This is a genomic window from Paenibacillus sp. FSL K6-1217, from assembly GCF_045040735.1.
GTDB lineage: Bacteria > Bacillota > Bacilli > Paenibacillales > Paenibacillaceae > Paenibacillus_AQ.
Window position 1 is genome coordinate 4,489,465 of the sequence record NZ_CP150271.1, and the last position, 22,853, is coordinate 4,512,317.

At 51.3% G+C, this 22,853-nt stretch carries 19 protein-coding genes; all 19 read right to left on the minus strand.

Annotated features, from left to right (window positions below; all coding sequences use genetic code 11):
• Window positions 1-3 precede the first annotated feature (3 nt).
• Window positions 4-396, minus strand: a complete 393-nt coding sequence (locus MHH28_RS19810) for a flagellar protein FlaG (protein ID WP_405104786.1) — start codon at window positions 394-396, stop codon at window positions 4-6.
• 205 nt (window positions 397-601) lie between these two features.
• Window positions 602-2,341 (minus strand): flagellin, encoded by a 1,740-nt coding sequence (locus MHH28_RS19815; protein WP_405104788.1) that lies wholly within the window; start codon window positions 2,339-2,341, stop codon window positions 602-604.
• A 246-nt stretch (window positions 2,342-2,587) separates the two neighbouring features.
• A complete protein-coding gene (gene csrA, locus MHH28_RS19820; protein WP_076080051.1) occupies window positions 2,588-2,824 on the minus strand; it encodes a carbon storage regulator CsrA in 237 nt (78 codons plus the stop codon).
• Between the two features lies 1 nt (window position 2,825).
• On the minus strand, window positions 2,826-3,272 hold the full coding sequence (locus MHH28_RS19825; RefSeq protein WP_405104790.1) for a flagellar assembly protein FliW: 447 nt from the start codon (window positions 3,270-3,272) through the stop codon (window positions 2,826-2,828).
• Between the two features lie 84 nt (window positions 3,273-3,356).
• Complete coding sequence (locus tag MHH28_RS19830) at window positions 3,357-3,920, minus strand: DUF6470 family protein (protein ID WP_405104792.1); 564 nt, start codon at window positions 3,918-3,920, stop codon at window positions 3,357-3,359.
• 18 nt (window positions 3,921-3,938) lie between these two features.
• A complete protein-coding gene (gene flgL, locus MHH28_RS19835) occupies window positions 3,939-4,856 on the minus strand; it encodes a flagellar hook-associated protein FlgL (protein ID WP_405104793.1) in 918 nt (305 codons plus the stop codon).
• A gap of 13 nt (window positions 4,857-4,869) precedes the next feature.
• Complete coding sequence (flgK, locus tag MHH28_RS19840) at window positions 4,870-6,465, minus strand: flagellar hook-associated protein FlgK (protein ID WP_405104795.1); 1,596 nt, start codon at window positions 6,463-6,465, stop codon at window positions 4,870-4,872.
• A 58-nt stretch (window positions 6,466-6,523) separates the two neighbouring features.
• On the minus strand, window positions 6,524-7,024 hold the full coding sequence (locus MHH28_RS19845; protein ID WP_036694669.1) for a flagellar protein FlgN: 501 nt from the start codon (window positions 7,022-7,024) through the stop codon (window positions 6,524-6,526).
• A 12-nt stretch (window positions 7,025-7,036) separates the two neighbouring features.
• Entirely contained in the window at window positions 7,037-7,324 is a 288-nt protein-coding gene (gene flgM, locus MHH28_RS19850) for a flagellar biosynthesis anti-sigma factor FlgM (protein WP_036694667.1), read from the minus strand.
• Window positions 7,325-7,430: 106 nt separating this feature from the next.
• Window positions 7,431-7,838 carry a TIGR03826 family flagellar region protein gene (locus MHH28_RS19855; protein ID WP_405104798.1) on the minus strand — a complete coding sequence of 136 codons (408 nt, stop codon included), beginning with the start codon at window positions 7,836-7,838 and terminating at the stop codon, window positions 7,431-7,433.
• Between the two features lie 141 nt (window positions 7,839-7,979).
• The gene (locus MHH28_RS19860) at window positions 7,980-8,861 is read right to left on the minus strand and encodes a ComF family protein (protein WP_405104800.1); all 882 of its coding nucleotides are present in this window, start codon (window positions 8,859-8,861) and stop codon (window positions 7,980-7,982) included.
• 116 nt (window positions 8,862-8,977) lie between these two features.
• On the minus strand, window positions 8,978-10,900 hold the full coding sequence (locus tag MHH28_RS19865) for a helicase-related protein (protein WP_405104801.1): 1,923 nt from the start codon (window positions 10,898-10,900) through the stop codon (window positions 8,978-8,980).
• A 363-nt stretch (window positions 10,901-11,263) separates the two neighbouring features.
• Entirely contained in the window at window positions 11,264-11,707 is a 444-nt protein-coding gene (locus MHH28_RS19870; RefSeq protein ID WP_405104803.1) for a hypothetical protein, read from the minus strand.
• Between the two features lie 253 nt (window positions 11,708-11,960).
• Window positions 11,961-12,683 (minus strand): response regulator, encoded by a 723-nt coding sequence (locus tag MHH28_RS19875; RefSeq protein ID WP_405104805.1) that lies wholly within the window; start codon window positions 12,681-12,683, stop codon window positions 11,961-11,963.
• Window positions 12,684-12,687: 4 nt separating this feature from the next.
• On the minus strand, window positions 12,688-13,845 hold the full coding sequence (locus MHH28_RS19880) for a histidine kinase (protein ID WP_340751347.1): 1,158 nt from the start codon (window positions 13,843-13,845) through the stop codon (window positions 12,688-12,690).
• A 57-nt stretch (window positions 13,846-13,902) separates the two neighbouring features.
• A complete protein-coding gene (locus tag MHH28_RS19885) occupies window positions 13,903-16,620 on the minus strand; it encodes a stalk domain-containing protein (protein ID WP_405117184.1) in 2,718 nt (905 codons plus the stop codon).
• Window positions 16,621-16,869: 249 nt separating this feature from the next.
• Window positions 16,870-20,901 (minus strand): Ig-like domain-containing protein, encoded by a 4,032-nt coding sequence (locus MHH28_RS19890; RefSeq protein ID WP_405104807.1) that lies wholly within the window; start codon window positions 20,899-20,901, stop codon window positions 16,870-16,872.
• Between the two features lie 220 nt (window positions 20,902-21,121).
• Window positions 21,122-22,324 (minus strand): methionine adenosyltransferase, encoded by a 1,203-nt coding sequence (gene metK / locus MHH28_RS19895; protein ID WP_076084485.1) that lies wholly within the window; start codon window positions 22,322-22,324, stop codon window positions 21,122-21,124.
• Window positions 22,325-22,529: 205 nt separating this feature from the next.
• Window positions 22,530-22,802: a small, acid-soluble spore protein, alpha/beta type gene (locus MHH28_RS19900; protein WP_405104809.1), complete on the minus strand. Its 273-nt coding sequence runs from the start codon at window positions 22,800-22,802 to the stop codon at window positions 22,530-22,532.
• Window positions 22,803-22,853: the final 51 nt, after the last annotated feature.

Consider the following 22,853-nt stretch of genomic DNA (forward strand, 5'->3'; position numbering starts at 1 on the left):
CTACTAGATTTTCTCGTCTATAAGTATACCTGCAAGCTCCATCATATTCGCCACAAGATCCAAAGTCTTCTCCCGGGGAACCTCACGGATTAATTCACCTGTATCTTTGTTAAGGACTTTCACCATAATGTCATGTGTCTTCTCATGGATGCTGATCTCCAGCGTGGTCTGGGGGCCTTGCAGAGATTTCACTGCCCGTTCTATGGTGCGGATCAACTGCTCCTCACCTACTGATACACTCGCTCCCTGTTTCTCCTTCAGGCTCATATCTTTAACATCCCGGATGCCCGATGCTTGGTCTACAGGCGCTGCTGACCCTGTACTGGACGGTACTGCCTCTGGCTTGCCCTGTCCACTTGCTGTCGTACTAGCAGTTAGCGAAAACTGTACATTCATTAACCCCGACCTCCACCAACACTCATTTTATACTTTATATATCGGTTAGTTTCAGGGATAATTTAGGACTTACCGAAGATAAACAGAGAAAACTCCACTATAAATAGCGTTTTCGTGAAATAGTAATAGGTTAAGGCAGCAACAAAAAAAGCTCCGGGAAAATCCCGGAGCTTTAAGATGTAATATGTTGGAGAATGACTTGAAATTAACGAAGCAATTGCAGAACGCCTTGTGGCTGTTGGTTAGCCTGAGCCAACATAGCTTGTGCAGCCTGCGCAAGGATGTTGTTCTTAGTCTGTTGCATCATTTCTTTTGCCATATCAACGTCACGAATACGGGATTCAGCTGCAGTCAGGTTCTCGGAAGCTGTTCCCAAGTTGTTGATCGTGTGCTCCAGACGGTTCTGAGTAGCACCCAGTTTAGAGCGTTCGCTGGATACAGTTGCAGTAGCTTTATCCAGAATTGCGATAGCAGCAGCTGCACCTTCTTTAGTAGCAATGTTCAGAGCAGCTTCGCCCTTAACATCGTTAGTTCCGTCAGTTACTGTGTTAGCTGCTGTGAAACCAGCATCGCCAGCTTTACCAGTGATACCCAGAGCTTTGGAACGCATGTCGTTGATCGACAGGCTCATGGATTGACCAGTGTTAGCACCGATTTGGAAGGAAGTTTCGAAGGCTTTTTGAACGCCACCGTCTTTGATTTCGAGCTTATAAGTAGCGCCAGCTGTTGCACTATCAATTTTGATAATACCAGTTGCTGCACCAGTTGCAGCCGCTTTAATGCCTTCCACTTTACCATTCAATTGTGTTGATACAATATTGGCTAATACATCATCGAAGTTAGCTGTTGCATTGATAGCATCACTGATGTTTACTCCAATGCCCTTGCCAGTGTAAGTACCTTTATTTGCATCATAGAATTCGACCTGTTGGTCATTAATTGTAAAACCTTTACCAACGAGTGCTTCCACTTTAGCTTTGCTGTCAATATTAAGACCAGAAGCAGAGAAGTCCAAATTAGTTGTTGCCGCAGTTGCTGCTGCTGTTTTACCTACTGCACCCGTTACAGTTTCAGTGAACGATGCTCCAGTAGCTCCACTTTCATCATAACCAGAAATATTCCCTGCTGCACCTTCGAATTTACCTCCAGCAACTGCTGAAATTGTAACTTTTCCCGCACCATCAGAAACAGCAGTGTAATTACCTTTTAGCATTTCATTATTGTCAATCATTGCTTGGAACGCATTTGCTAATCCATCTGCTGAATTATTAGCATTTGCAGTACCAGCAATATTGATATCTGCAGTACCTGCACCTGTAACAGTTGCTTCAGAATCCGCCTTGGTATTGACATTTGCTTTAAATGAAGCAGTTAAATCCACACCATTTAATGTAATTTTAATATCGTCGCCAGCGACTGCTGTGGCATTCACAGTGATGTCAGCAGTCGCTTGTGTATGCACTGCATTTACACCAGTTTGAGAAACTGCAGTAGGAACTAATCCCGAAGCTGCTAAGTTCGATTTCCCATCACCCTGCAGCAACTTCTGAGTGTTGAACTCAGTTGTGTTACCGATACGGTTGATTTCGGAAGTTAGTGCGTTCATTTCATCTTGCAGCGCTTGACGATCGGAATCGGTGTTCGTTCCGTTCGCGGATTGGTTCGCGATTTCGCGTTGACGTTGCAGGATGGAGTGAGTTTCGTTCAATGCACCTTCAGCTGTCTGAATCAAGGAGATACCGTCTTGAGCATTACGGGAAGCCTGATCCAAACCGCGGATCTGACCACGCATTTTTTCGGAGATTGCCAGACCGGCAGCATCGTCACCAGCACGGTTGATGCGAAGACCGGAAGACAGCTTCTCAATATTTTTGTTCGTGTTGGCAGTGTTGATGGACAATTGGCGGTGAGTGTTCAACGCCGGTACGTTGTGGTTAATAATCATTTGATATTTCCTCCCTGAAATTGAGTTAGTTCCACATCCATGTGGTAAGCACTGAACCATTAAGGTCGGCCGCCCTGCCGGCTCAATGCCTAATACATATATCGACGGCTTGGCCCTAACTGTTTAGAGCATTTTTTCATTTTCCGATAATTATTTTGATTCTTTACTATGATCACAAAAAAACCCGAGCCACAAAAGCTGACTCAGGTTCATAAATATATCTTTTATTTCCCTAAAGAGACTACCCTAAGAATTCGATCCGCGGAGACGGTGTATCAAGGCATTCAAGTCGGAGGGTTGCGGCGCTACGGACTCACGGTTCGATTCCTGTATCGATAAGTAGACCTCTTTGCGGAAGATATCCACGTGCTTCGGTGCGGAGATTCCTACTTTTACGGTGTCGCCGTCTACACTCAGAATCGTGAGTTCAATCTGATCCTGGATCACGATGGTCTCCCCTTTTTTGCGGGACAGTACGAGCATATTAACCCCCATCCTTTCCATCAGCCACTAACTGCTCTTGCAGCAGACTGTGCTTCGTATGATATGAGGTGCGGTGTATTACAATCTGCTTCCCGGTCAATCCAATGGGATTGAAGATAATGGGCGCCAACAGATTAATGGTCGAAGCTTCTACTTGTTCTTTCAGCGTAACAATACAGCGGACAACCACATCGGATTCGATCCCCAGTTCTTCTGCTTCATCATCCGGAAGTTCAAATTCATAAGATGGATAGAAGGTAAAAGGGTCAGCAAGCAAAAAGGAATGGCCTTGCTCCTTAACCGACTGCAATACCCAAAACGGAGACTCGTCCAAAGCCACCAGCGCAAAGTCCGCTTCTTCATCAAAACCTGGAATTCCTTTGGCGAAGTGGAACACCTGATCCTCCCTAACTTCAAGTGTACCCATGGATAGTGTTTCTATAATCAAGTTATTCACTCCTTGTTGTTCTAATTATTGTTAGATAACAGAAAAGCTATAGAAGTGCCCAGAGCACATCCATAGCTTATTACATTACATTTGTACATTCAATTCCGGCGGAATAAACTGCACCGAAGCATATTGCTGCATATAAATATCAAGCTTGCCGCGTGTATATTCTGTCTCCGGGCGGTGTCTCTCTACCTGAATATCCACCGTGGCGGGTCTGAAATTAATTTCCGGTGCCCTCGCTTCGTAACGTAAGTCCACATTATCATATGAAGCTGGGCCACAAGGCTCAGGAAAGGAATTCGGCTCGGTATCCGTTCCGTAGATCTCAGCAATGCTATTCCCTGGCTTGAAAAATTCAGCCATTCGCGTCCCTTGCTCCACTCTGCGGGCAATGGCCTGAAGATATAATTGCTGAATCCCCGAATAGATTCTTCGGTTCATATCCAGCACACTGCCCCCATTATACGCGGCGCGTGCCCTGGTCTGGTCAATGATAAGCTCTGGAGGTGTGGATTGAACGCTTAGCTCACCCGGTGTTGTTGTGATACTAATGTCTGCCTTCGGTTGAGTGATAGAGAATGTCCCGAGATCCGCATCAATACCGATCCGTGCAGGTGTCTGTCGAATTTGCAAAATAGGCTGCATCAACAAGAACCCCCTCCGTTATCGGATAAAGTCAACAAGCGTTGTGGAGATAATCTTCGCTCCCACAGACAGCGAGGCATTGTAGATATTCTCCTGGATCTTCGACTGCATGATCAGTCCTTCATAATCGGCATCCTCTGTCTTAGCCTGGAGATCCGTTAAGTTAATGTTCAGATCGCTTAAGCGGTCCTGCATCAGCTCCACGCGGTTAGTCTTGGCTCCAATTTCAGAACGTGCTGATAGAATCGTCTCGGTGCGCGTATCAATTTTATCAAGCTGGCTGGAAATGCCTGTGAGGTCCCCCGCCTTCAAGGCAGATGAAAGATTATTAATTAAGGAAAAAATATTATCTGATTCACCAGTGGCACCAAATACCGCATTCCCCGTTAAATTGATCGGCATTTGAACCCCTTCGCCGACAATGTACTGAATTTGCCCGGCGTCCGTTATAACCTCCTGTGAGGTGTCGTAGGTTCCATCGGCCCCCTTGGGAAAATCATAAGGCTTGGTAGTATACTGCTCACCATTGAAAATATACTTTCCGTTCAGCTTACTGTTCGCTATATCCACCAGCTGCTCTTTGAGCTGCATCACTTCTTCATTGATACTATCGAGAGCTGATTGCGGATTACTGCCGGTAGAGGCTTGTACTGTAAGATCGCGAAGACGCTGAATCACATCCCCCGCCTGCCCCAATACCGTATCGTTATAATCCAGCCAGGACAACGCGCTATCCACGTTCTTAGTGTACTGCTCATTCGAAGACAGCTCGGCACGGTAACGCAGAGAATAGGTGATGCCTACCGGGTCGTCGGAGGGCTTGTTGATTTTGCGGCCGCTGGCCAGCTGGAGCTGGGTGTCGTTCATGGTGCGTGCATTACGGTTCAGGTTAAGCAGCAGCTGAGAGCTCATCATATTGGAGGTGACTCTGATCATTGTATGTTCCTCCTTATCTGCCGACTGTGCCGGTAGAATTAATCAATTTATCTAGCATTTCATCATAGGTGGTCATGAAGCGTGCGGCCGCACTATAGGCGTGCTGGAATACCAGCATATTGGACATTTCTTCATCCAGGGACACACCGCTGACAGACTGGCGGCGGGAACTCACCTGATCCACCAAATAATCGGAGTTGCTGGCCTGGCGCGTGGCCTCTTGGGATTGGATACCCAATTGTCCAACCATGGAGCTGAGATATGATCCGACCGTACCGGTCTTGGTGCCGTCCGCTGTAGCAAAGGTATTGTTATCCTTCATATTGCTGAACAGTAGCGCCAGTGTGTTATTCCCTTTGACGACAGATACGTTACCTGAGGTGTCAGTAGTAGTCCGCAAGGAAGTAGCAAACAGCGTGGGATCAGCAGCAATTTCCGGGTTCAGCTTGAGATTGGCAGCAGTGATCGCTTCCCCGGCTACCGCAGAGGTGAAGAACGGCCTGCCCGAAGTCCCATTCAACGCATAACCCAGCTGATGGAGCCCATTCAAACCCTTGACTGTTGTTCTTAGATCACCTGGCAACGGGATAGGTACCGCGCTTCCTGCTGAAAGAGTTGTTTTGGTGCCATCTGCATTAATAATCTCTGAATCCTTAAGCACAGTGGTCCCTGCGGGTAAGGTAGAGCCTGACGGTATGGTCACCTGCACTTCACCATTGGCAATGGTATTAGCCATCGTGTCGAGCTGCTTTCTGTAATCTGCTACATAAGTATTTCTGGAAAAGAGCATCCCATAGGCTTCGCCAGCCTTCAAATCACCGGAAGCGAAGGCGGTATTAAGAAAAGTACTGTCTACAGCCGCAGCTACGGTTGCCCCTTGAACTAACGGCTGTGTGCCCAGCGAGATGTTATATCCGGCATCTGTATCCATGATGGTGATATTGGCAATCTTGGACAGCTTGTCCGTCAGCAGGTCACGCTGGTCGCGCAGGTCATTGGCTTTGTCACCCATGCCTTCTATCTTGGAAATGGATTGATTGAGGTCAGCGATAGAGCTGAGGTAGCTCTGGATCTCTTTGCCTTTGACGTCAATATTGGTGGTTAGATCTCGGTCCAGATTGCTGAGCTGTGTACTCATATAGTTCATGGCATCCGTGAGGGCCTGGGCGGTCTGTACAACGATCTTGCGGGCGGTTGGATCTTCCGGGTTCTTACTGAGATCCGACCAGGATTTCCAGAAGTTATCCAGCACGATACGGACACCGGTATCCGAAGGCTCATTCACGATCGCTTCCAGCTTATCTAAAGTATCCGACTGAATGCTCCAGTTACCGCTTGCCGAGTTCTCCCCGCGGTACTGGTCATCCAGGAACATCTCGCGAATCCGCTCAATGGAAGTGAATTCAACCCCGGTTCCCAGCTGCCCTGGCATCGTCGAGTTATTCATGCCATAGGCTTCAATCGGGATGGCCGCCTTCATATTCACACGCTGGCGGGTATACCCCTCCGTGTTGGCGTTGGCAATGTTGTGGCCGGTGGTATTGAGTGCAGCCGTCTGGGTAAACAGGCTTCGTCTTGCGGTCTCGATGGAGTGGAATGTGGATGTCATGCTACTGTGTTCCTCCCTTGTGATTGCTGCGGACAGCGCGGCTCAGCGGATAACCTGGTTATCCACGGGCATCAAAAAGCCCCGGCCGAGTAACACTGCTGCCCTTGTCGGACGGATGATGATACGTCATTTCCTGATTTGGTCTTCCGACAAGCAAATCCAGGGAATAATCTATAAAGGTAAGCGACTGCTCAATCAGCTTCTGGTTCAGCTCATTGGCCTTTTTTAATTGCTGCAATGTGCCGGAAAGCTTCTGCTGAATATGCAGCAGGCGCGATTTGTCTTCGGGATCAAATACAAGGCGGGACAGCTCGGTAAGATTCAGATTCAGATTGGAACGGATTCCAACCCCCTGCAAAAACTCAAATGCCGCTTCTGCACGCCGTTCTTCCAGCTGTCCGATTACCTTCATCAGCTTGGACTCGCGGTTCAGGATATCAATAAGACCCTCTACCTTGTTGTCCATAATCGTCTGTTTCTTGACTGCGGCCAGATCCAGCATCTGCACATGCGCCTCGTCCAGCCGCTCAAGCAATTCTAATAATGTTGTAAGTGCCATGGGTGTGTTCACCTAATTCTCGGAGGATTGCTTAAAGTAGGGGGCGAGTGTCTCGGCGAGCTTGGCTGCGTCAACCTGGTAGGTACCTGCGGATACTTGCTGTTTCAGGCTCTCGATCTTGTTCGCACGTTCAGTGTCAATCTTCCCGCTCTTCTGTGCCTGAAGCAGCTTAATGGCTTCATCCGAAATCGATACCTCATCCTTGCGTGTACTCTTCTTCATCTGTTCCTGCCTTTGCGATTCCGCACTTCGTTGGTATGGATTAATCGCATTGATTCGTCCGGCATCGTTAATTTTCATAACTTCACCTTCCTTCTGTAATAAAAAAGCCGATAATCTTTACTAAGTTTATCGGCCCCTGTTGAAACATTCTTTATAGCTGCAAGCGTTTTTTTTGCAGAATTGTTTAGTTGCGGAACTTGTCCACCGCGCGGTAAGCGCCATCTGGAGCCTTCTTGGAAGCGCTCGAGTCTACACTTTCCTTGGCTGCATTGGCCAGGTCCTTGGTCAAACGGCTGCGGCAGCTGTCGCACATATGCCCGTCCCGGATCAGGGTTCCGCATACCTCACAAGGGTACATCATATTGGGTGCATTAGCTATGGAAATCCGGCCCTCCCGGATAAAACGCGTGATTTCCTTGATGGAAATATCGGTGGCATCGGACAGTTCCTGTATGTTGGTGCCTCTATTTTTGCGTAAGTATTCTACACAGATTTCGTACTCATGCTCTAACTCTTTGATGCAGGGCTGGCACAGGTTCATCAGGTTCTTCACATATAACCGGCCGCATCTCGGACAATTGTCTACATTCATTTCTACCGCGGCTCCCTTCTATCATTCTGCACAACTCATGAATCGCTTATGCTACTAAGATTACATGATCGCCGAAGATCCGTCTATGTTTAGTATCGGTCAGGGAAGCGGTTTTATTGAATTCCGGAGCGGCTACAACTGCTAGGAACGCGCCCAGGTCAGAGAGTAGATCTCAGCAGTGCAATCCAGACTGCGGCAGAGCTGTTGAAGCGCCCCGGCGCAGGCACGAATCGTACTTCCTGTAGTGTAGATGTCATCGACAATAATAATTCGCAGGGGGCGCTGTTCAAGCTGATGCGATGCACGGGAATTCAGGTGTTCCTTCAGACTTTGCAGAACTGCCGAATCTGTATTCCCGGCAAAAGCATGCTTCATATCGGCCAGCCGTTCCCTTCTGCTTTTGAAGCTCTGCTTGGCGGTGTGCTGGGTGCGGACCAACAGCGGGAGCTGGGGTATTCCTCGGCGTAGGGAGACTACTTCTGCCATCCGCTCCGCCTGATTGAAGCCCCGCTCGGACAGGCGGACAGCGCTCACAGGCACAGGGACCAGGATGTCGGCTTGCCATAAGTTAGATTGCATATGAGGCATTGATTGTAATAACGTGCGTGGTTCGCTGAAAAAATTACTTGGTTGTGCTCCATTCAGTGCTTGTCCGCTCTGTTCCTGTTGCAGCAGCGCATAGGCCCTGTCCAGCATCCGGCCGAGCAGAGGCGCGAGCCGCTCATTGCCTCTGTATTTGTATTGGCCCAGGATCTCGCGCATTTCACTGGTGTAGGCTACTGCACTCCGGTTGCACCGGATCGGCAAGGGTCCATGGCTGCGGCTGCAATCGGGACAGCCCACATGCCGCCCGCAGGTCTGGCACCGGGGAATACGAATCCATGGAATGCCGTGCTGGCAGTGCAGACAGATTCCAGGCCATTCGGGAGAAGGGCGGCCTCGGCGGCCGCAGAACAGACATTCCGGCTGCGAAGGCGCGATTATGGAGCGGGCTTGCTTCATCCATGATGTCAGGGGGCGCATTTTAATCCTCCTTATAAAGTAGGATGTGTGGAGATCAAAAGCTCAGCATGTACAGCATTCAAAATGAGGAGAGCCGGGCATTCACAGCTATTTCCTAAGGAATCATCACGAAAGCATTAAGACTTGAGATATCCTTGTCTGCGGGCGATGGCGTTCATCCTGCGGATCTGTGATATGGCAGCGCGCTGCGAGCGGCTCCACTCTGCTGAAGCGAAAATGACCTTGCCCGCCGGATCATCCTTGGAGCGCCCCGCCCGGCCCGCCATCTGTACCAAGGCCGCTTCATCAAAAAGTCCGCTGTCCGCATCCAGAATAAACACATCACTATGCGGTACTGTGACCCCACGCTCCAGAATCGTTGTCGTTACCAGCAGGGAAATGGTGCAATCCCGAAACTTAAGCACCTTCTCTGTCCTGCCCGGGTCTTGAGAGGATGTTCCCTCTATAGATATTCCGGGAAACATCCGCCGCAGAAGCTGTAGCAGCCCCTCAATGTGGGCAATCCGTGAGACAAAGAGAAACACCTGCGCTTGGCGGTCCAGAGACCGTCTCAGGGCAGAGCGTACCCCTGCCGGGAGCTTCCCCTGCTTCAGGCAACGAGCGAGCGGCGGCATATGAAGATGGCGCGGAACCGGCAAGGGATGGCCGTGAAAGCGGACCGGAACCCTCGCATGCGGCAATCTGCCGGCACGGGCAAGGCGCTGCAGCTCCGCAGGCGGCGTGGCGGAGAGAAGGATGAATCGTCCACCGGGCTTGCAGACCTGCCTTGCGGCATAGTCCAGCATGGGATCGTTGTGATAGGGAAACGCATCGATCTCATCGATAATGACCAGATCGAAGGCCTGGTTAAACCGCAGCAGCTGGTGCGTGGTCGCCAGGGTGATCCGGCTGCGGCGCAAGCGGTCCTCGCTGCCGCCGTACAGCACGGCGGGCGCATCCGCCGGGAAGGCCTTGGCCAGGCGCGGCGCAAGCTCCAGCACGACGTCACGCCGCGGCGTGGCGATCAGCGCCCGGCCTCCGGCCGCGAGCGCCGCCTCCAGGAGCGGGAAAGTGATCTCCGTCTTTCCCGCTCCCGTCACCGCCCAGAGCAGGAACCGCTCTGGGTCCGGGGCAGCGGAGCGCCTGTGCGGCTCCGACAGGAATCCCAGCGCAGCGGCGGCGGCTGCCGCCTGCGCTGCGCTAAGCCCCCACCGGCGCGCCGCCACGGTGGGGGACACGCCGGCCGTGCAGCGCACGGCCGGCAGCGGTGCGCTGCGCAGCAGCAGCGCACAAGCCCGGCTGCGCCCCAGTGCGAGGCAGGCCTCGCAATAGGCGCAGCCGGCCAGGCCGCACGCGGCGCAGGCCGTGCGGCCCGTGGGGACGCTGCCGCAGCGCAGGCAGCGCGGCACTTCGCGGCGGCGCAGGCCGAGCCGCGCGGCGCCCGCAGGGCCCTGGACGGCGGCTTCCAGCCGCAGCCGTCCCTGGAGATAGGCGAGCTGCGCGGCAGCCCGCCAGCTCTCTGCCAGCTCCGGGAGCTGCTCGGCGACCAGTGCCTCTGCTTCACCCTGAAGCAGAGAGCGCCCGTCCAGCGCCGCAACCAGCCGGTCTGCTCCCGCTGCAAGCACCTCCATTCCCCTCCTACGTAAGCTCTCCTGTTCGTTCCCCCACACACCCTCCAATCCCCCATACCCGCTCCATTCCCTGTCCTCCGGCAGCCTGTACACCTTAGCCTCCTCAAAAGGCCACCCTGCACCCCATTTCCCTCTGGCAGCCTGCTCCGCCCGAATCTCCGCCTTCAAGAGAGCAGCGGCGTACTTCCTCCAGACTGCTTCATCCCAGCGCTGCATCTGGTCCGTGAACCTGCAGACTGCTGCCAGCTTCACTGCCCAGCCGAGCGGCAATGACCTGGAGAGTAGCACCACCCGGTTGGCCGTCCGGGAGTTCCAGCCTGAACCGGCTGCTTTCCCCCCGCCCCACCACAGGGTATCTACCGCCATATTCAGCGACACTCTCGCTTCCCAATCCCCGCCCTGCGCCACCACATACACAGCCACCTTCAATCCTATTGCCCCCTTAAGTTTTAATGTACGACATTACCTTCGCGCGAGCAGAGTGTATGCTGTTTTTCACACACATTCAGGCCGTGTGACTGCATGCGAACACAATGTATACTGTTTTTCACATACATTCAGGCCGTGTGGCTGCTTGCGAGCACAATGTATGCTGTTTTCCACATACATTTGCTCCATATTCCGCTGTAACAGCCCATTGTATATGGTTTTAAGCATACCTTCGGCCTTCCGTCACATTCAGCATCAAAGTCATTCTACGAATCAGGAAACTATAGTTTCCTATACAACAAAAAAAGCACACTGCCCCATTCCTGGAGAGTGTGCTTCACCCGTAACTGGCATATTCAGCTGTCATTCGCCGTGCTTGGATGGGCATCCCCTGCTTCCCGGCAACTGCATGATCCGCAACGGCAATAGCGGCTCCTGAACCCGCAGGTCCACCGTAACCCCTTGCCGGAGTTCATCCCTGTCCGCTAGAACGTACGACGACACCGCAGGAGCAAATTCAATCGAAGAGTTATAATAAGCCATCCGTGAGGCTACCGCCATTGTCCCGTCCTCTGAACCGTCATCCACCAAGGTAATATGCAGGGGTCTGCCTATCCAGCAAGCATGAACTGCGAAGACCCGGAGATACCACTCCACCACGGCCTCATGATTACGGGTAATCAGAATATAGTGAAGCCGCTTTCCAGTCCGCGCTGCTGCCCGGGTCACTTCCCGATAATGCAGGAGTTGAACAAGGGCTGCTGCGGATGCATAAATAGTGATAATCCAGATTAACTGGGCGATCATGAAGATGCACCTCCCTCTTATACCACACTATATGCCGGTGATAAAAGGACGGTGACAGCCCAAGTATCGCGGGAACCCCTCCCGCCAGCTTCACTTCGGGTACATCATTAAATCAGCATTTTGCAAAATTCGAATAGAGTGCGGACTGAAACAATACTATGGCTGCAGCACCCGGCTGCATACAAGTTATGTACCGTTTTATAGGATCATTAGGATTCTCCAAAACGCTCAGTTAAACGATTATAGGGGGAAGCTATAAAGTTACCCAGCCATATTTGATAGAATTAATGACGGCCTGTGTCCGGTCATCCACTTCCATCTTTTGCAGAATACTGCTGACATGGTTCTTGACCGTCTTCTCACTGATAAACAGATACTCCCCAATCATCTTGTTGCTCTTGCCCTCTGCCATCAGCCGCAGCACCTCTGCCTCACGGCGGGTCAGCGGATTGTTGTCGCCTGCGACGAATTTGACACCGGCTTCCTTCACGGGCGTCTCGGCCATAGCGCCTGTCTCGTTAAGGTACGTCATGCGCCGCAGCTGATTAATCAGCTTGCCGGTCACCTTCGGATGGATAAAAGCATGCCCCTCGCATACGGAGCGGATCGCATTAATCAGCGACTCGGCTTCCATATCCTTCAGCAGATATCCGTTCGCCCCCTTGCGCAGCGTCTCAAATACATAGCTTTCATCATCATGGATCGAGAGGATAATCACTTTGACATCCGGGAACATTTCACGGAGCTTTTGCGTAGCCTCCACGCCGTTCTCAATGGGCATATTGATATCCATCAGCACGATATCCGGCTTGTTGCCGTTGCAGAATTCAAGCACCTGGATGCCGTCACCGCATTCGCCAATGACCTCGATGTCGTCCTCCATATTCAAAATACGCTTAAGCCCTTCACGAAACAATTGATGATCATCGGCCAAAAGAACTTTAATGGGCGCTTTGCCAGAGTTTTGGTTCTCCATCACATTACTCCTTTCCCTTTTCCACATTCGTCGGAATGTGAATTACGATTGTTGTGCCCTGGTTCTCGGCTGACTGTATTTCCATTCTTCCCTCCAGCAACTCCACGCGTTCCCGCATGCCCACCAGACCGAAGCTTTCCCGGTTGGCTTGTTCACTGATTTTTTTCACATTGAAGCCTAAACCATTGTCTTTCACGACGATCTTAATTAATTGAGCCTGATAAGTAATCTCCACGAGTACGTAGCTGGGATAAGCGTGCTTCGCGGCATTGGACAGACCCTCCTGCACCAGCCGGTATACCGCTGCTTCCATCGCTGAGGACAAACGGTGCTCTTTCCCCCTGGTTTCAAAAGAGGTACGGATCTTCGTCTTCTCCTCATAATCATGCACGTACTTCCGCAGAGTCGGGATCAGCCCCAAATCATCAAGCGCCATCGGACGCAGGTTGAAAATCACCTTGCGCATTTCTTCCAGGCTGTATCTTACCTGCCCCTTTAAGTCTATTACTTCGGCTTGTACCAGCCCAAATTCCTGCTTTACCAGCATTCTTTCTACAATTTCCGTCCTTAGGACTAGATTCGCCAGCATTTGAGCAGGACCGTCATGAATTTCCCGGGCAATTCTTTTCCGTTCCTCTTCCTGAGCCAGGATTATCTTGAGTCCGATCATCTGACGGTTCTTCGCAGATTCGACAATTCGTGTCACTTGGCCTAGTTCTCCGGACAGATATTCCAGGACCACGCTCATTTGCGAACCAATCGACTCGGCACGCTCTACAGAATTTTCGACACTGCGAACCCGCATTTGCAACTCATCGCGCCTGCTCCGCAGATACGCCTCCCTCTCCCTGGTCATCATCAGTTCAAGCTGCAGCTCCGTCGCCTTCTCATAGGCAATCCGGATGTCCTTCTCCGTGTAGCGGACAAAATCCCGGCTGACCTCTGTCAGCCGGATCCGGGAGCGGTGGTACTGCTGCTCCAGCTTGTCTACCTTTTGCAATGTTTCATCCGTTTCTTCCATAACCCGCTGCAGTTCTTTGTTGAGTGCAGCAAGCTCATCGCGTGCCACCTGCAATATTTCGAATATCTGATACTTGCTGCTCTCCATCACGTCGATGGTGTTCTTAATCACGCGATCTATCGCATCGGCTTGAAATTCCACGGATGCTTGCCCCATTTCTATCGAATCGTATTAAAGGCTTTCCTTTATACTAACATATCACGATTCGATAGTTACGGTCTTAGTGTTCTGTTCCCATTTTACAGTAAGTCCAAGCTGTTCTGTCACGAGTCGAAGCGGTACTAAAGTCCTGGCATTCAGGATTAGTGGCGCTACTTCAGCACTCTGCCGCTTCCCGTTCAGCACGAATTCCTTCTTGTTCACGGTCAGATCCAGCGCTTTGGAGCCGCGAAGGACCATAATCTTCTTGGTCTTGGCATCCCAGACCGCATTGCCGCCGAACGCGTCCAGTACATATTTTATCGGCACATACGTGCTGCCGTCCTTCACGATCGGAGCGACATCAATCGGCCGCTTGGCGCCGTTCACCGTCATCGCCTTACCGCCAATACTCATCGCCGCCGTCCCTTTGGGCAGTCCCGCCTCACTGGAGAGTGATGGCATTACGAAGGAAATATTATCAAAGGCCACGGTGCCCGTCTTGGCCCGTTCATCCTGGCCCTCCTCTACATTTACCACGTAAAGTCTCTTAAGGGAAGCTGGGAATTTAATCCCTGAGCCGGACAGATCGAGATTAAGCGTCTTCCAGCCGTTCCAGTCAATGACTTTGGCCAAATCGATATAGGCCGTCTTCCCGCTGGCATCCGCTAACTCGGCACGCAGCCAGTTCAGGCTCATGTCCCCCATCACATCCACTGACATGGAGGTTGCCGACTCCGGAATATTCTTGCCCGTTGTACCGTTGAACTGGGCGTAAGCGTACATTTTACCGGTGCCTGCCGTCATATCATAGCTAAGCGACAGTACCTTCGAGCCTGCACGCTCTGCGCTTCCAGGAACGACTGCTGCTGTCCCAGTAACCCCAGCCGCATTGGTAGTGAACGCGAACGGATAACTGACATTCTCGAAATCCTCCCACGCCGTGGCAGCCGCAGTAGACAAGACAACCGCCGTGCTGAAGCCGTCATAGCGGGCAATCGCATACCCGGTAGTTACGCCAGGATCAACCGCCTCCACCTTAAGCTTACCGTCCCCCACGCTTCCCTTGAAGCCGATAAACTCCCACTTCAATGCGGTTGCCGGAACAGCTATCGTTGCCCCGCTCTTCGACACCGCACTAACCGGAACCGATACAGTGGCCCCTGCCTGAAGCGATGCAGTAGAGGTACCTGCAACTAGGCTGGACAGGTCGTCTCCGCCCAGAACGGTGACCTCGGTCTCCGCGCTTGCCGTTCCGCTGCTCGCCTTCAGCTTGACGGTTCCCGGCTTGACGGCTGTAGCTTCACCCGCGTTCACAGTCACACTGCCTCCGCTTGCAGTCCAGGCGGGATTAGCTGCCGCTACATCCACCGGATTGTAATACGTATCATAACCTTTGAGGGAGTAGGTGGCCTTTTGCCCGATTAACAAGACCGAACTGCCGCTGATCTTGATCCCTTTCACTTCACCTTGCGGAGCAGAAGTGTATACCCCGACGCCGTTAACGATCGTGCGCTGCTCCTTGCCGTATTCCGTATTGAAGGTAAGTGTAGTCGAGGTTTCGGCCAGCGGGCGGTCTACCATCGTTGTAGAGCCCCCTCCGTCCAGATTAATCCCTTTCCACACTCCAATCTTCGTCATGAAGGATTGCAGCTCTGTCAGCGACAGACCTGCACTATTGCTGTTCTTCTCGGCTGCAATGACATATACATACCTTCCATCCTGGGAATACCCCAGCGCTGTACGTGCCCGGTACCCGCCAATACTGCTGGTGGAACGCGAGAACGACGACGCCTTGCCGTTATTGACCAGAATCGTATGCCCTCCGATCATCATCTGCAGCGTGGAAGGATCAAGCTCCTGCTGGGTGGTTTTGGAACGGAGCACATAGGTACTGTTCAGCTTCTGTCCTACTACCAGATGGGCCTTGACGAACTGGGCAGCCAGCCCGTGCGTCCGCAGAATATAAGCTCCCTTGGGTACGGTCACCGGCAGAGCCGAATCCAGCGAGATCTGGGTAATCGTATTATCCTCTACCAGCACCTCTGTCGGTGTAGTAGAGCTGCCCTTAGGCCGCTCCAGCGCTTTCCAAGCATCCGTATAGATATAAGCGGCATTAGCATGACTGTATGTTGAACTGCCGCCTTCGGGGTTGTAGGCCCCTTTGTTGATGCCGGAGAGCGGGAACTGGGCGCCATCCTCGGCAGTCAGCATCCCCTCAAACGTATATTCATCTATAATAGGTTTACGGTCTTTGGTTACCGCAAAAGCATACATTCCGTTCAGCTGTGAGGGGGTAGACACCAGCACTCCGCCGGATACCTGACCGCCAATCGGTGCACCTTCTCCGCCGGTATTGAAGTAATCCCCGTTCACCGCCGCGACCGCTCCGGTCTCCGCAGCCATGCCGCCGGTGCTCTGCCGGGTCGTCAGATTCCCGCCTTTGCCGGTCATTACATCTAGAGAGACATAAGGATTATTGAGATCGACACGAATGACGCTGGCCAGTCCTGTCGCACTTTTACCGGAACGCACCGTAGTGAATTTATATTTCATCATCATCGCACCGGAAGTGATAACCTCTTCACTCAGTTTTGTCGCCGAGAAGGACGCTGCTGCAGCTTGTGCTACCGGCGCATTCCCTGCACCCAGCCATCCGGCCCCCTCACTTCCGACAACCGGCATGATCCATATTACACCCGCCAGAGATGCAGCAATCCATTTTTTAGCAGGCGACCATTGATTTCCCCGTGTTGGCTCTGTACTCTTTTTCCCCATGAACAACTCATTCATTTCAGTGTAACTCTCCCATCTATTTGTACTCTTCTACTTCGCTATCAAGCTCCCGATATCAGTTCATAGTAATAGACTATACCTTTAATAGACTGAATTCAGCTCGAAAAGTTGCGAAAATTGGAGAGAAATAGCAGGTTTTACCGGCTGGGAGTAGCCACTGTGGTGCTGGATGTGCAGACAAAAAAACACCCGGCCTAAGGGCCGGATGCTCTGCTTAACGATACAGTTCACTTACAAATAGCCTGCCGATTTCAGCATCCGTTGCAGCATGACCGCAGCCTGCCCTCTGGTAGCATTGCCTTGCGGCTGGAACTCTGTGGTGCTGACTCCCTGAATAATCCCCGCCTTGACCGCCTTGGCTACAAATTCGATACTCTGGCTCAGGATTTTCGCCCGGTCCTTGAACGGGTTGAGCGTATCCATCACCGACGCACTCAGCGTCACCGGTTTCCCCGTGTACTCCAGCGCCCGCACCATCATAATCGCCATCTGCTCACGGGTAATCTTATCCTCCGCACGGAAGGTCCCGTCCGTATTTCCGGTGATAATGCCGGCTTTGGCTGCTGCGCCTATGAAATCACTGGTTTGCGTGAAGGGACGTACATCTTTGAACTGAGAAGCTTCACCACGCACAGCCTGTAGCCCCAGCCCCCTGCTAAGCATCACAGCGAACTCGGAACGGGTAATGGACTGTTCAGGCTTAAATGCAGTGCCATAGCTGCTATCGATGATATTTTTGGCGGCCAGCTCTGCCACAGCCGTCTTACTCCAATGGGAGGCCATATCTGCAAACGTACGCATAGAGATCAATACCCCCACTACCTGATTCCCCTGGGTACGTGCGCTAACCACGCTATTATTACCTACTGTAGCGATTTGGGCCGGTAGATAAATAGCATCATTGTATGTTGAATCTACTCCGGCTGCCATCGTTTGGGCGGGGTTCAGTATAGCAGCATTGCGAACCGTATATTGTCCTGCTACATTTAACTCCTTGGCGTTGGAATAGTTATCTTTAATAGAACCGGTTAGACGTAAATCCATAAGACCGGTAACGTTACGCATGGCCTGGCTGCCAATTTTTTGGTCAAATGAATAGAACGTTCCGGACGGAACACTCTCCATACGCAGGACAACTGAGACTTTAGTTATATCCGTTCCTAAACTGGAAATTAGCGTATTTGCATCCAGGTCGCTAAGCTTTATGCCATACATATGATCTCCGTACCGGATGATCAATTTAGCATTCTTGTTGCTTGCCGCTGCATCCGATAGAGCTTTTAGCGGGACGGTGACATAGGCTGACTTCTCAGTAGAAGGAACTTCGAATACCAGCTCATCCACACCCGCATTCTTCAGATATTGATAACTGGCCGCCACCCGCTCTGCATTCAGATCATATCTTTTAACCATTTGTTTGTAGACCGAGAGATCTGAAACTGTGAGTGCAGAATCACTCTTGAGCAATGGATATTCCTTGCCAAATTCACTGGCAGGCTGCGTTCCCAGATAAGAAGGGCGGCTTCCATTTCCGGCTGCACCAGTGGTCAGATTCTGAACAGACAATGAATTGAAGGAAGGAAGCGAGTTACCATTCGTGTCTGTTATCATCCCTGCACCAGACAGGTAAGAGAGCTCAACCTTTTGTCCGGACGTCACTGCTTGCGAGAGATTCAATTTCAAAAGAGTTCCTGACAGGCTGAAATCCTGAACATCAATACCACTTCCATCAGCCTTGACCCCAAACTGATTGGCATACAATTTCGAAGATGACTGCATGCTCTTATTAAAGGTAACATTAAGTTCATTGCCTTTCACCGTAGCTACGCTGATCTCAGAGACAACCGTGGCTGAAGTTACAGACACTGGCTGAAGATCCACATAGGCCGCACGATTTCCATTCAGATCACTAAGTCCAAGAGTACCTGGAACATAGGATACTGTAACGGTTCCGCTAAGCGGCAAAGCATTCTGAAGAGTCAATGTAGCTTGTGTTCCACTCACTGATACATTGGTAACATAGTTAGGTTTGCCTCCAACCAGCACCGAGAACTGGCTATTCATCGGCAAATTAAGGGTGGACAGACCTTCGTTATAATTCAGAAGTATCTTATTGCCCGCTCCCGTCGCATTCTGGAACACCGGTGGCACGTTATCCTTACTGTTACGGATATTGAACTCGGTGAAGCCTGCGATATTCTGCCCCAGCGAACTAACCAGCGGATACGAAGCGGGATAGTAGGATACCCGGACCGACTCCGAATTGCCCACCTCCGAACCTACTGTTAAATACAAGGTGTTGCCGCTGGAGCTGACCGAGTTCACCCCAAGGGAGTAGCCGTCAGTCGTTACGACAAACTGATCATACGCATAAGGAGAGACTGTTTTGAGCGTATCATTGAAGGTCAGTGTCACCGTTCTGCCGGTAATTCTGCCTTCTTTGGGCGTAGGGAGCGCCGATTCTATAGTATTGGTGATCTGCTGTCCAGAAAAGGTAGGCGCAACATTCCCGCTCGCATCCTGAATCGTCCGCACACCGCCGGTGTAGCTGATTCTCACATTCTGCCCTACAGCGATGCCTGTGCTGATCGCTACAAATACGCTGTCCCCTTGAATATAGGCACTTTCAATATTTCGGGCTTCCTCATTCACGGTTACCCCAAAGCTCGAAGCCAGCAGCGCCACTGAAGCATTAAGCGTCTCATTATACCTCAGGCGGATCGTCCGGTTGTTCTCCAGCACTGCGCCCGTCAGCGCCGGGGGAGTCTTATCTATGGCCACAGTGCGGAAGCTCCAGGATTTGGTGCCGCTTAATCCCTCATACTGCACACTGGGATCGGCGGCATCCGTGAACGTCCCTTTGGCGATATCGATATAATAGATCGTATCGGATTCCAGCGCTGCGGACGGCTTAATGATGAATTCCTTGGCAGAAGCGCCCTGCTGGACTACTGCTGTCACTTTAGATCCATTGCTTTTGTATAGAACAACCCCGTTCTCGACGGCGCTATTATAGACAACCTCCCGGTTGAAATTAACCGCAATCGTTTTGGAGATATCTACCAACTCACTGCGGTCCGCTGGTGATAACGCGGCTACGGACAGACTTGTCAGTGAAGCTGTTGTAAACGTCCAGGAATACGGGCCTGAAGCCGGGAAGATATGACCATCCTGATCATAAAAAGCCCCCTGCGGTATGGTAACTGTATATAGCGTACCGCTTAATAGCGGCGAAGCCGCAGAAGCTGGCAACAGTGTAATGGACGAACTTCCCCCGCCGGTGACACTCGTCGAATTGACATTCAGCCATCTTGTTCGCGGGTCCCCTTCTGCACCTGGAGAGACCGAGATCACTCCCGAGGCCGGACTCATCGGGCGGTCGAAATACAGCTTAAGGGCCCCGCTAACCGATGCGCCAAAAGATGCGTTAGCCGGAGCCGTAGATGCGGAGATGGCCCCTGTGCCGATCGTGGAGAAGCTCCAGCCGCTGCCGCTGGCTATCCCTTGATAGGTTCTGTTATTGGCATCCTTGAACGCATAAGCATCAATAAGCACATAGTAATTCCCGCCTGCTGGCAGCTTACTGGCCAGTGCCAATGTAACTGTAGTGGTGGAATCTGCACTCTGGAATGCTACCCCGGGTTCTCCCTCCTTTATCGCAAACTCCTGTATCACCGCATTATCCGCTGACGAGAGCAGCCTGACGCTGCCTCCCCCGGCTGTAAGGACTCCCGATAAGCGTATGCTCAGTTCATTTAAGCTTCCCGGCTCTACCCTGGAATTGATGGCCGGAGACATACTGCTTGCGGTAATCGCCGGATTCACCTCCGGTGCTGTCGTGAATTTCCAGCTTGTTGCTGCTGATTCATTGCCTGCACTATCCTTGAACAACCCCTTAGGTACACTTACGCTATATGTTTTGTAGGGAGCAAATTTAAGGCTGGAGCCTAATTTAATCTCGTAGCTTGCCGAGTTTCCAATTAGCCCTGCACTCCCGATTGCAATTTCCGTAAATACCGTTTCGGCATTTACATCTGTAATGGTGATTTTCCCGGCTTGCGGGATCACCTGACGGTCAAAGCCAAGTCCCAGCGAAGCCCCGACATTTACAAAGGCAGCTCCATTCGCAGGAGAAATGCTGATTCCGAATTCCGAAGCGGCGTATACCGCTGATGTATGTATACCGATAGCCGGACTGCCCAGACCAAGCAGCAGATGACCTGCAATAATGATCGCTGTACCTATTCTTACCTTCTTTTTCATTCTTGATAAAGCTCCCTTCAGCCCCTAGAGCGTTTCTTGTATACTGTTATATTTCGGCTAAAGGGCTTCCAAAGTTTAGAAGATGACGGCTGCGGGCACATTGACTTGCTTTTTCCATGAAAAAAAGCCCATATAATCCCCCCCCTGATGGGGGTACTATATAGGCATGATTATAATTTGATGGCATTATGCAAACAAGCTCAATTCATTTGCTGTACTTTTAGATCCCGGACTGGGCTTTTAACAAATCCGCCTTATCCACGCGTTCCCAAGGAAGATCCACATCGGTACGGCCAAAATGTCCGTAAGCTGCTGTCTGTCGATAGATAGGCTTACGAAGATCCAGCATCGAGATGATTCCTGCCGGACGCAGATCAAAGTTATCACTGATCAGTTGAACCAGCTTCTCCTCACTGATCTTGCCCGTTCCATATGTATCCACATTGATCGATACAGGGGTGGCAACACCGATAGCATACGCCAATTGAATCTCGCACTTGTCGGCAAGACCGGCAGCGACCAGATTCTTCGCTACATAACGTGCCGCATAGGCTGCCGAACGGTCCACTTTGGTCGGATCTTTACCGGAGAAGGCTCCACCGCCATGACGGGCATAACCGCCATATGTATCCACAATAATCTTGCGTCCAGTCAGACCGGCATCTCCTTGAGGACCACCAATAACAAAGCGGCCAGTAGGATTAATGAAATATTTAGTGGCTTCATCCAATAATTCGGCTGGAACAACCGGAAGAATGACATGCTCTTTGATGTCTGCCTGAATTTGCTCAAGGGTGATTTCTTCTGCATGCTGGGTAGATACCACAATAGTGTCCACACGCACCGGCTTGTCGCCCTGATACTCAATCGTAACCTGGGTTTTGCCATCCGGCCGCAGATATTTCAAGGTTCCATCTTTACGGACTTCAGCCAGACGGCGGGCAATCCGGTGAGATAGGGCAATCGGAAGCGGCATAAGCTCAGGCGTCTCATTGGTAGCGAACCCGAACATCAGACCTTGGTCACCGGCACCGATGTTAGCCGTCTCTTCAGCTAATGACGCAGGGTCCCGATGCTCAAGAGCAGCGTTTACACCCTGAGCAATGTCTGCCGATTGCTCGTTCAATGAGCTAAGCACCGCACAGGTATTATAGTCGAAGCCAAACTTCGCGCGGGTATAACCAATTTCCTTAATAGTATTACGTACGATAGCCGGAATATCCACATATTCAGACTTGGTGCTAATTTCCCCGATGACAAGCACGAGACCTGTTGCAACAGCTACCTCACAAGCTACACGGGCATTAGGATCGTTAGCAAGAAAAGCATCTAGTACCGCGTCGGATATCTGATCACAGATTTTATCGGGGTGTCCCTCCGTTACGGACTCAGAAGTAAACAGATGACGCCCTTTAATCGACATATACAACAACCTCCCATATTGTGAATCTGACACTGTATGCAAGGGGGCTCCCTAGTAGATAACAGGCCAAATATAAGTAGTAGAATTATAATAGCGGGTTGCCTGTTTTATTCAAAAAATGAACCTTTTCCGAGTGGAAAAGGTCTACGGCCTTCCTCAAAGGTCATATTATCTTATTTACCGGGTGCTGTCAATTGAAGCAAGCCTATGCGAAAAGCGACTGCTCGGCCTGTTTGATCAACCGCTTTGTGATTTCCCCGCCAACAGATCCATTATCTCTGGAACTAAGATGTCCCAGATACGGCGTTCCTCCAGAAACCCCTGATCCACCCATGCTCCCCAGCTCAGAAGCAAACTCCGTGTCCATTCCACCACCGTACGAAGCTCCATATAACCCGAATTCAGAAGCGATTTCATACTGCATTTGTTTCAGCATTGCCCGGCTCTCTGGTACCACTGTGCGATTAGTACGTGCCATGTTACAGCACCTCCTGCGAAATTTTTTAAGATTACAGGTAGTATTGTGTAC

Coding starts and splice junctions, on each gene's coding strand:
- MHH28_RS19810 (WP_405104786.1), bottom strand. CDS start 396: ATGAATGTACAGTTTTCGCTAACTGCTAGTACGACAGCAAGTGGACAG.
- MHH28_RS19815 (WP_405104788.1), bottom strand. CDS start 2,341: ATGATTATTAACCACAACGTACCGGCGTTGAACACTCACCGCCAATTG.
- csrA (WP_076080051.1), bottom strand. CDS start 2,824: ATGCTCGTACTGTCCCGCAAAAAAGGGGAGACCATCGTGATCCAGGAT.
- MHH28_RS19830 (WP_405104792.1), bottom strand. CDS start 3,920: ATGCAGCCTATTTTGCAAATTCGACAGACACCTGCACGGATCGGTATT.
- flgL (WP_405104793.1), bottom strand. CDS start 4,856: ATGATCAGAGTCACCTCCAATATGATGAGCTCTCAGCTGCTGCTTAAC.
- flgK (WP_405104795.1), bottom strand. CDS start 6,465: ATGACATCCACATTCCACTCCATCGAGACCGCAAGACGAAGCCTGTTT.
- MHH28_RS19845 (WP_036694669.1), bottom strand. CDS start 7,024: ATGGCACTTACAACATTATTAGAATTGCTTGAGCGGCTGGACGAGGCG.
- flgM (WP_036694667.1), bottom strand. CDS start 7,324: ATGAAAATTAACGATGCCGGACGAATCAATGCGATTAATCCATACCAA.
- MHH28_RS19855 (WP_405104798.1), bottom strand. CDS start 7,838: ATGAATGTAGACAATTGTCCGAGATGCGGCCGGTTATATGTGAAGAAC.
- MHH28_RS19860 (WP_405104800.1), bottom strand. CDS start 8,861: ATGCGCCCCCTGACATCATGGATGAAGCAAGCCCGCTCCATAATCGCG.
- MHH28_RS19870 (WP_405104803.1), bottom strand. CDS start 11,707: ATGATCGCCCAGTTAATCTGGATTATCACTATTTATGCATCCGCAGCA.
- MHH28_RS19875 (WP_405104805.1), bottom strand. CDS start 12,683: ATGGAGAACCAAAACTCTGGCAAAGCGCCCATTAAAGTTCTTTTGGCC.
- MHH28_RS19885 (WP_405117184.1), bottom strand. CDS start 16,620: ATGGGGAAAAAGAGTACAGAGCCAACACGGGGAAATCAATGGTCGCCT.
- MHH28_RS19890 (WP_405104807.1), bottom strand. CDS start 20,901: ATGAAAAAGAAGGTAAGAATAGGTACAGCGATCATTATTGCAGGTCAT.
- metK (WP_076084485.1), bottom strand. CDS start 22,324: ATGTCGATTAAAGGGCGTCATCTGTTTACTTCTGAGTCCGTAACGGAG.
- MHH28_RS19900 (WP_405104809.1), bottom strand. CDS start 22,802: ATGGCACGTACTAATCGCACAGTGGTACCAGAGAGCCGGGCAATGCTG.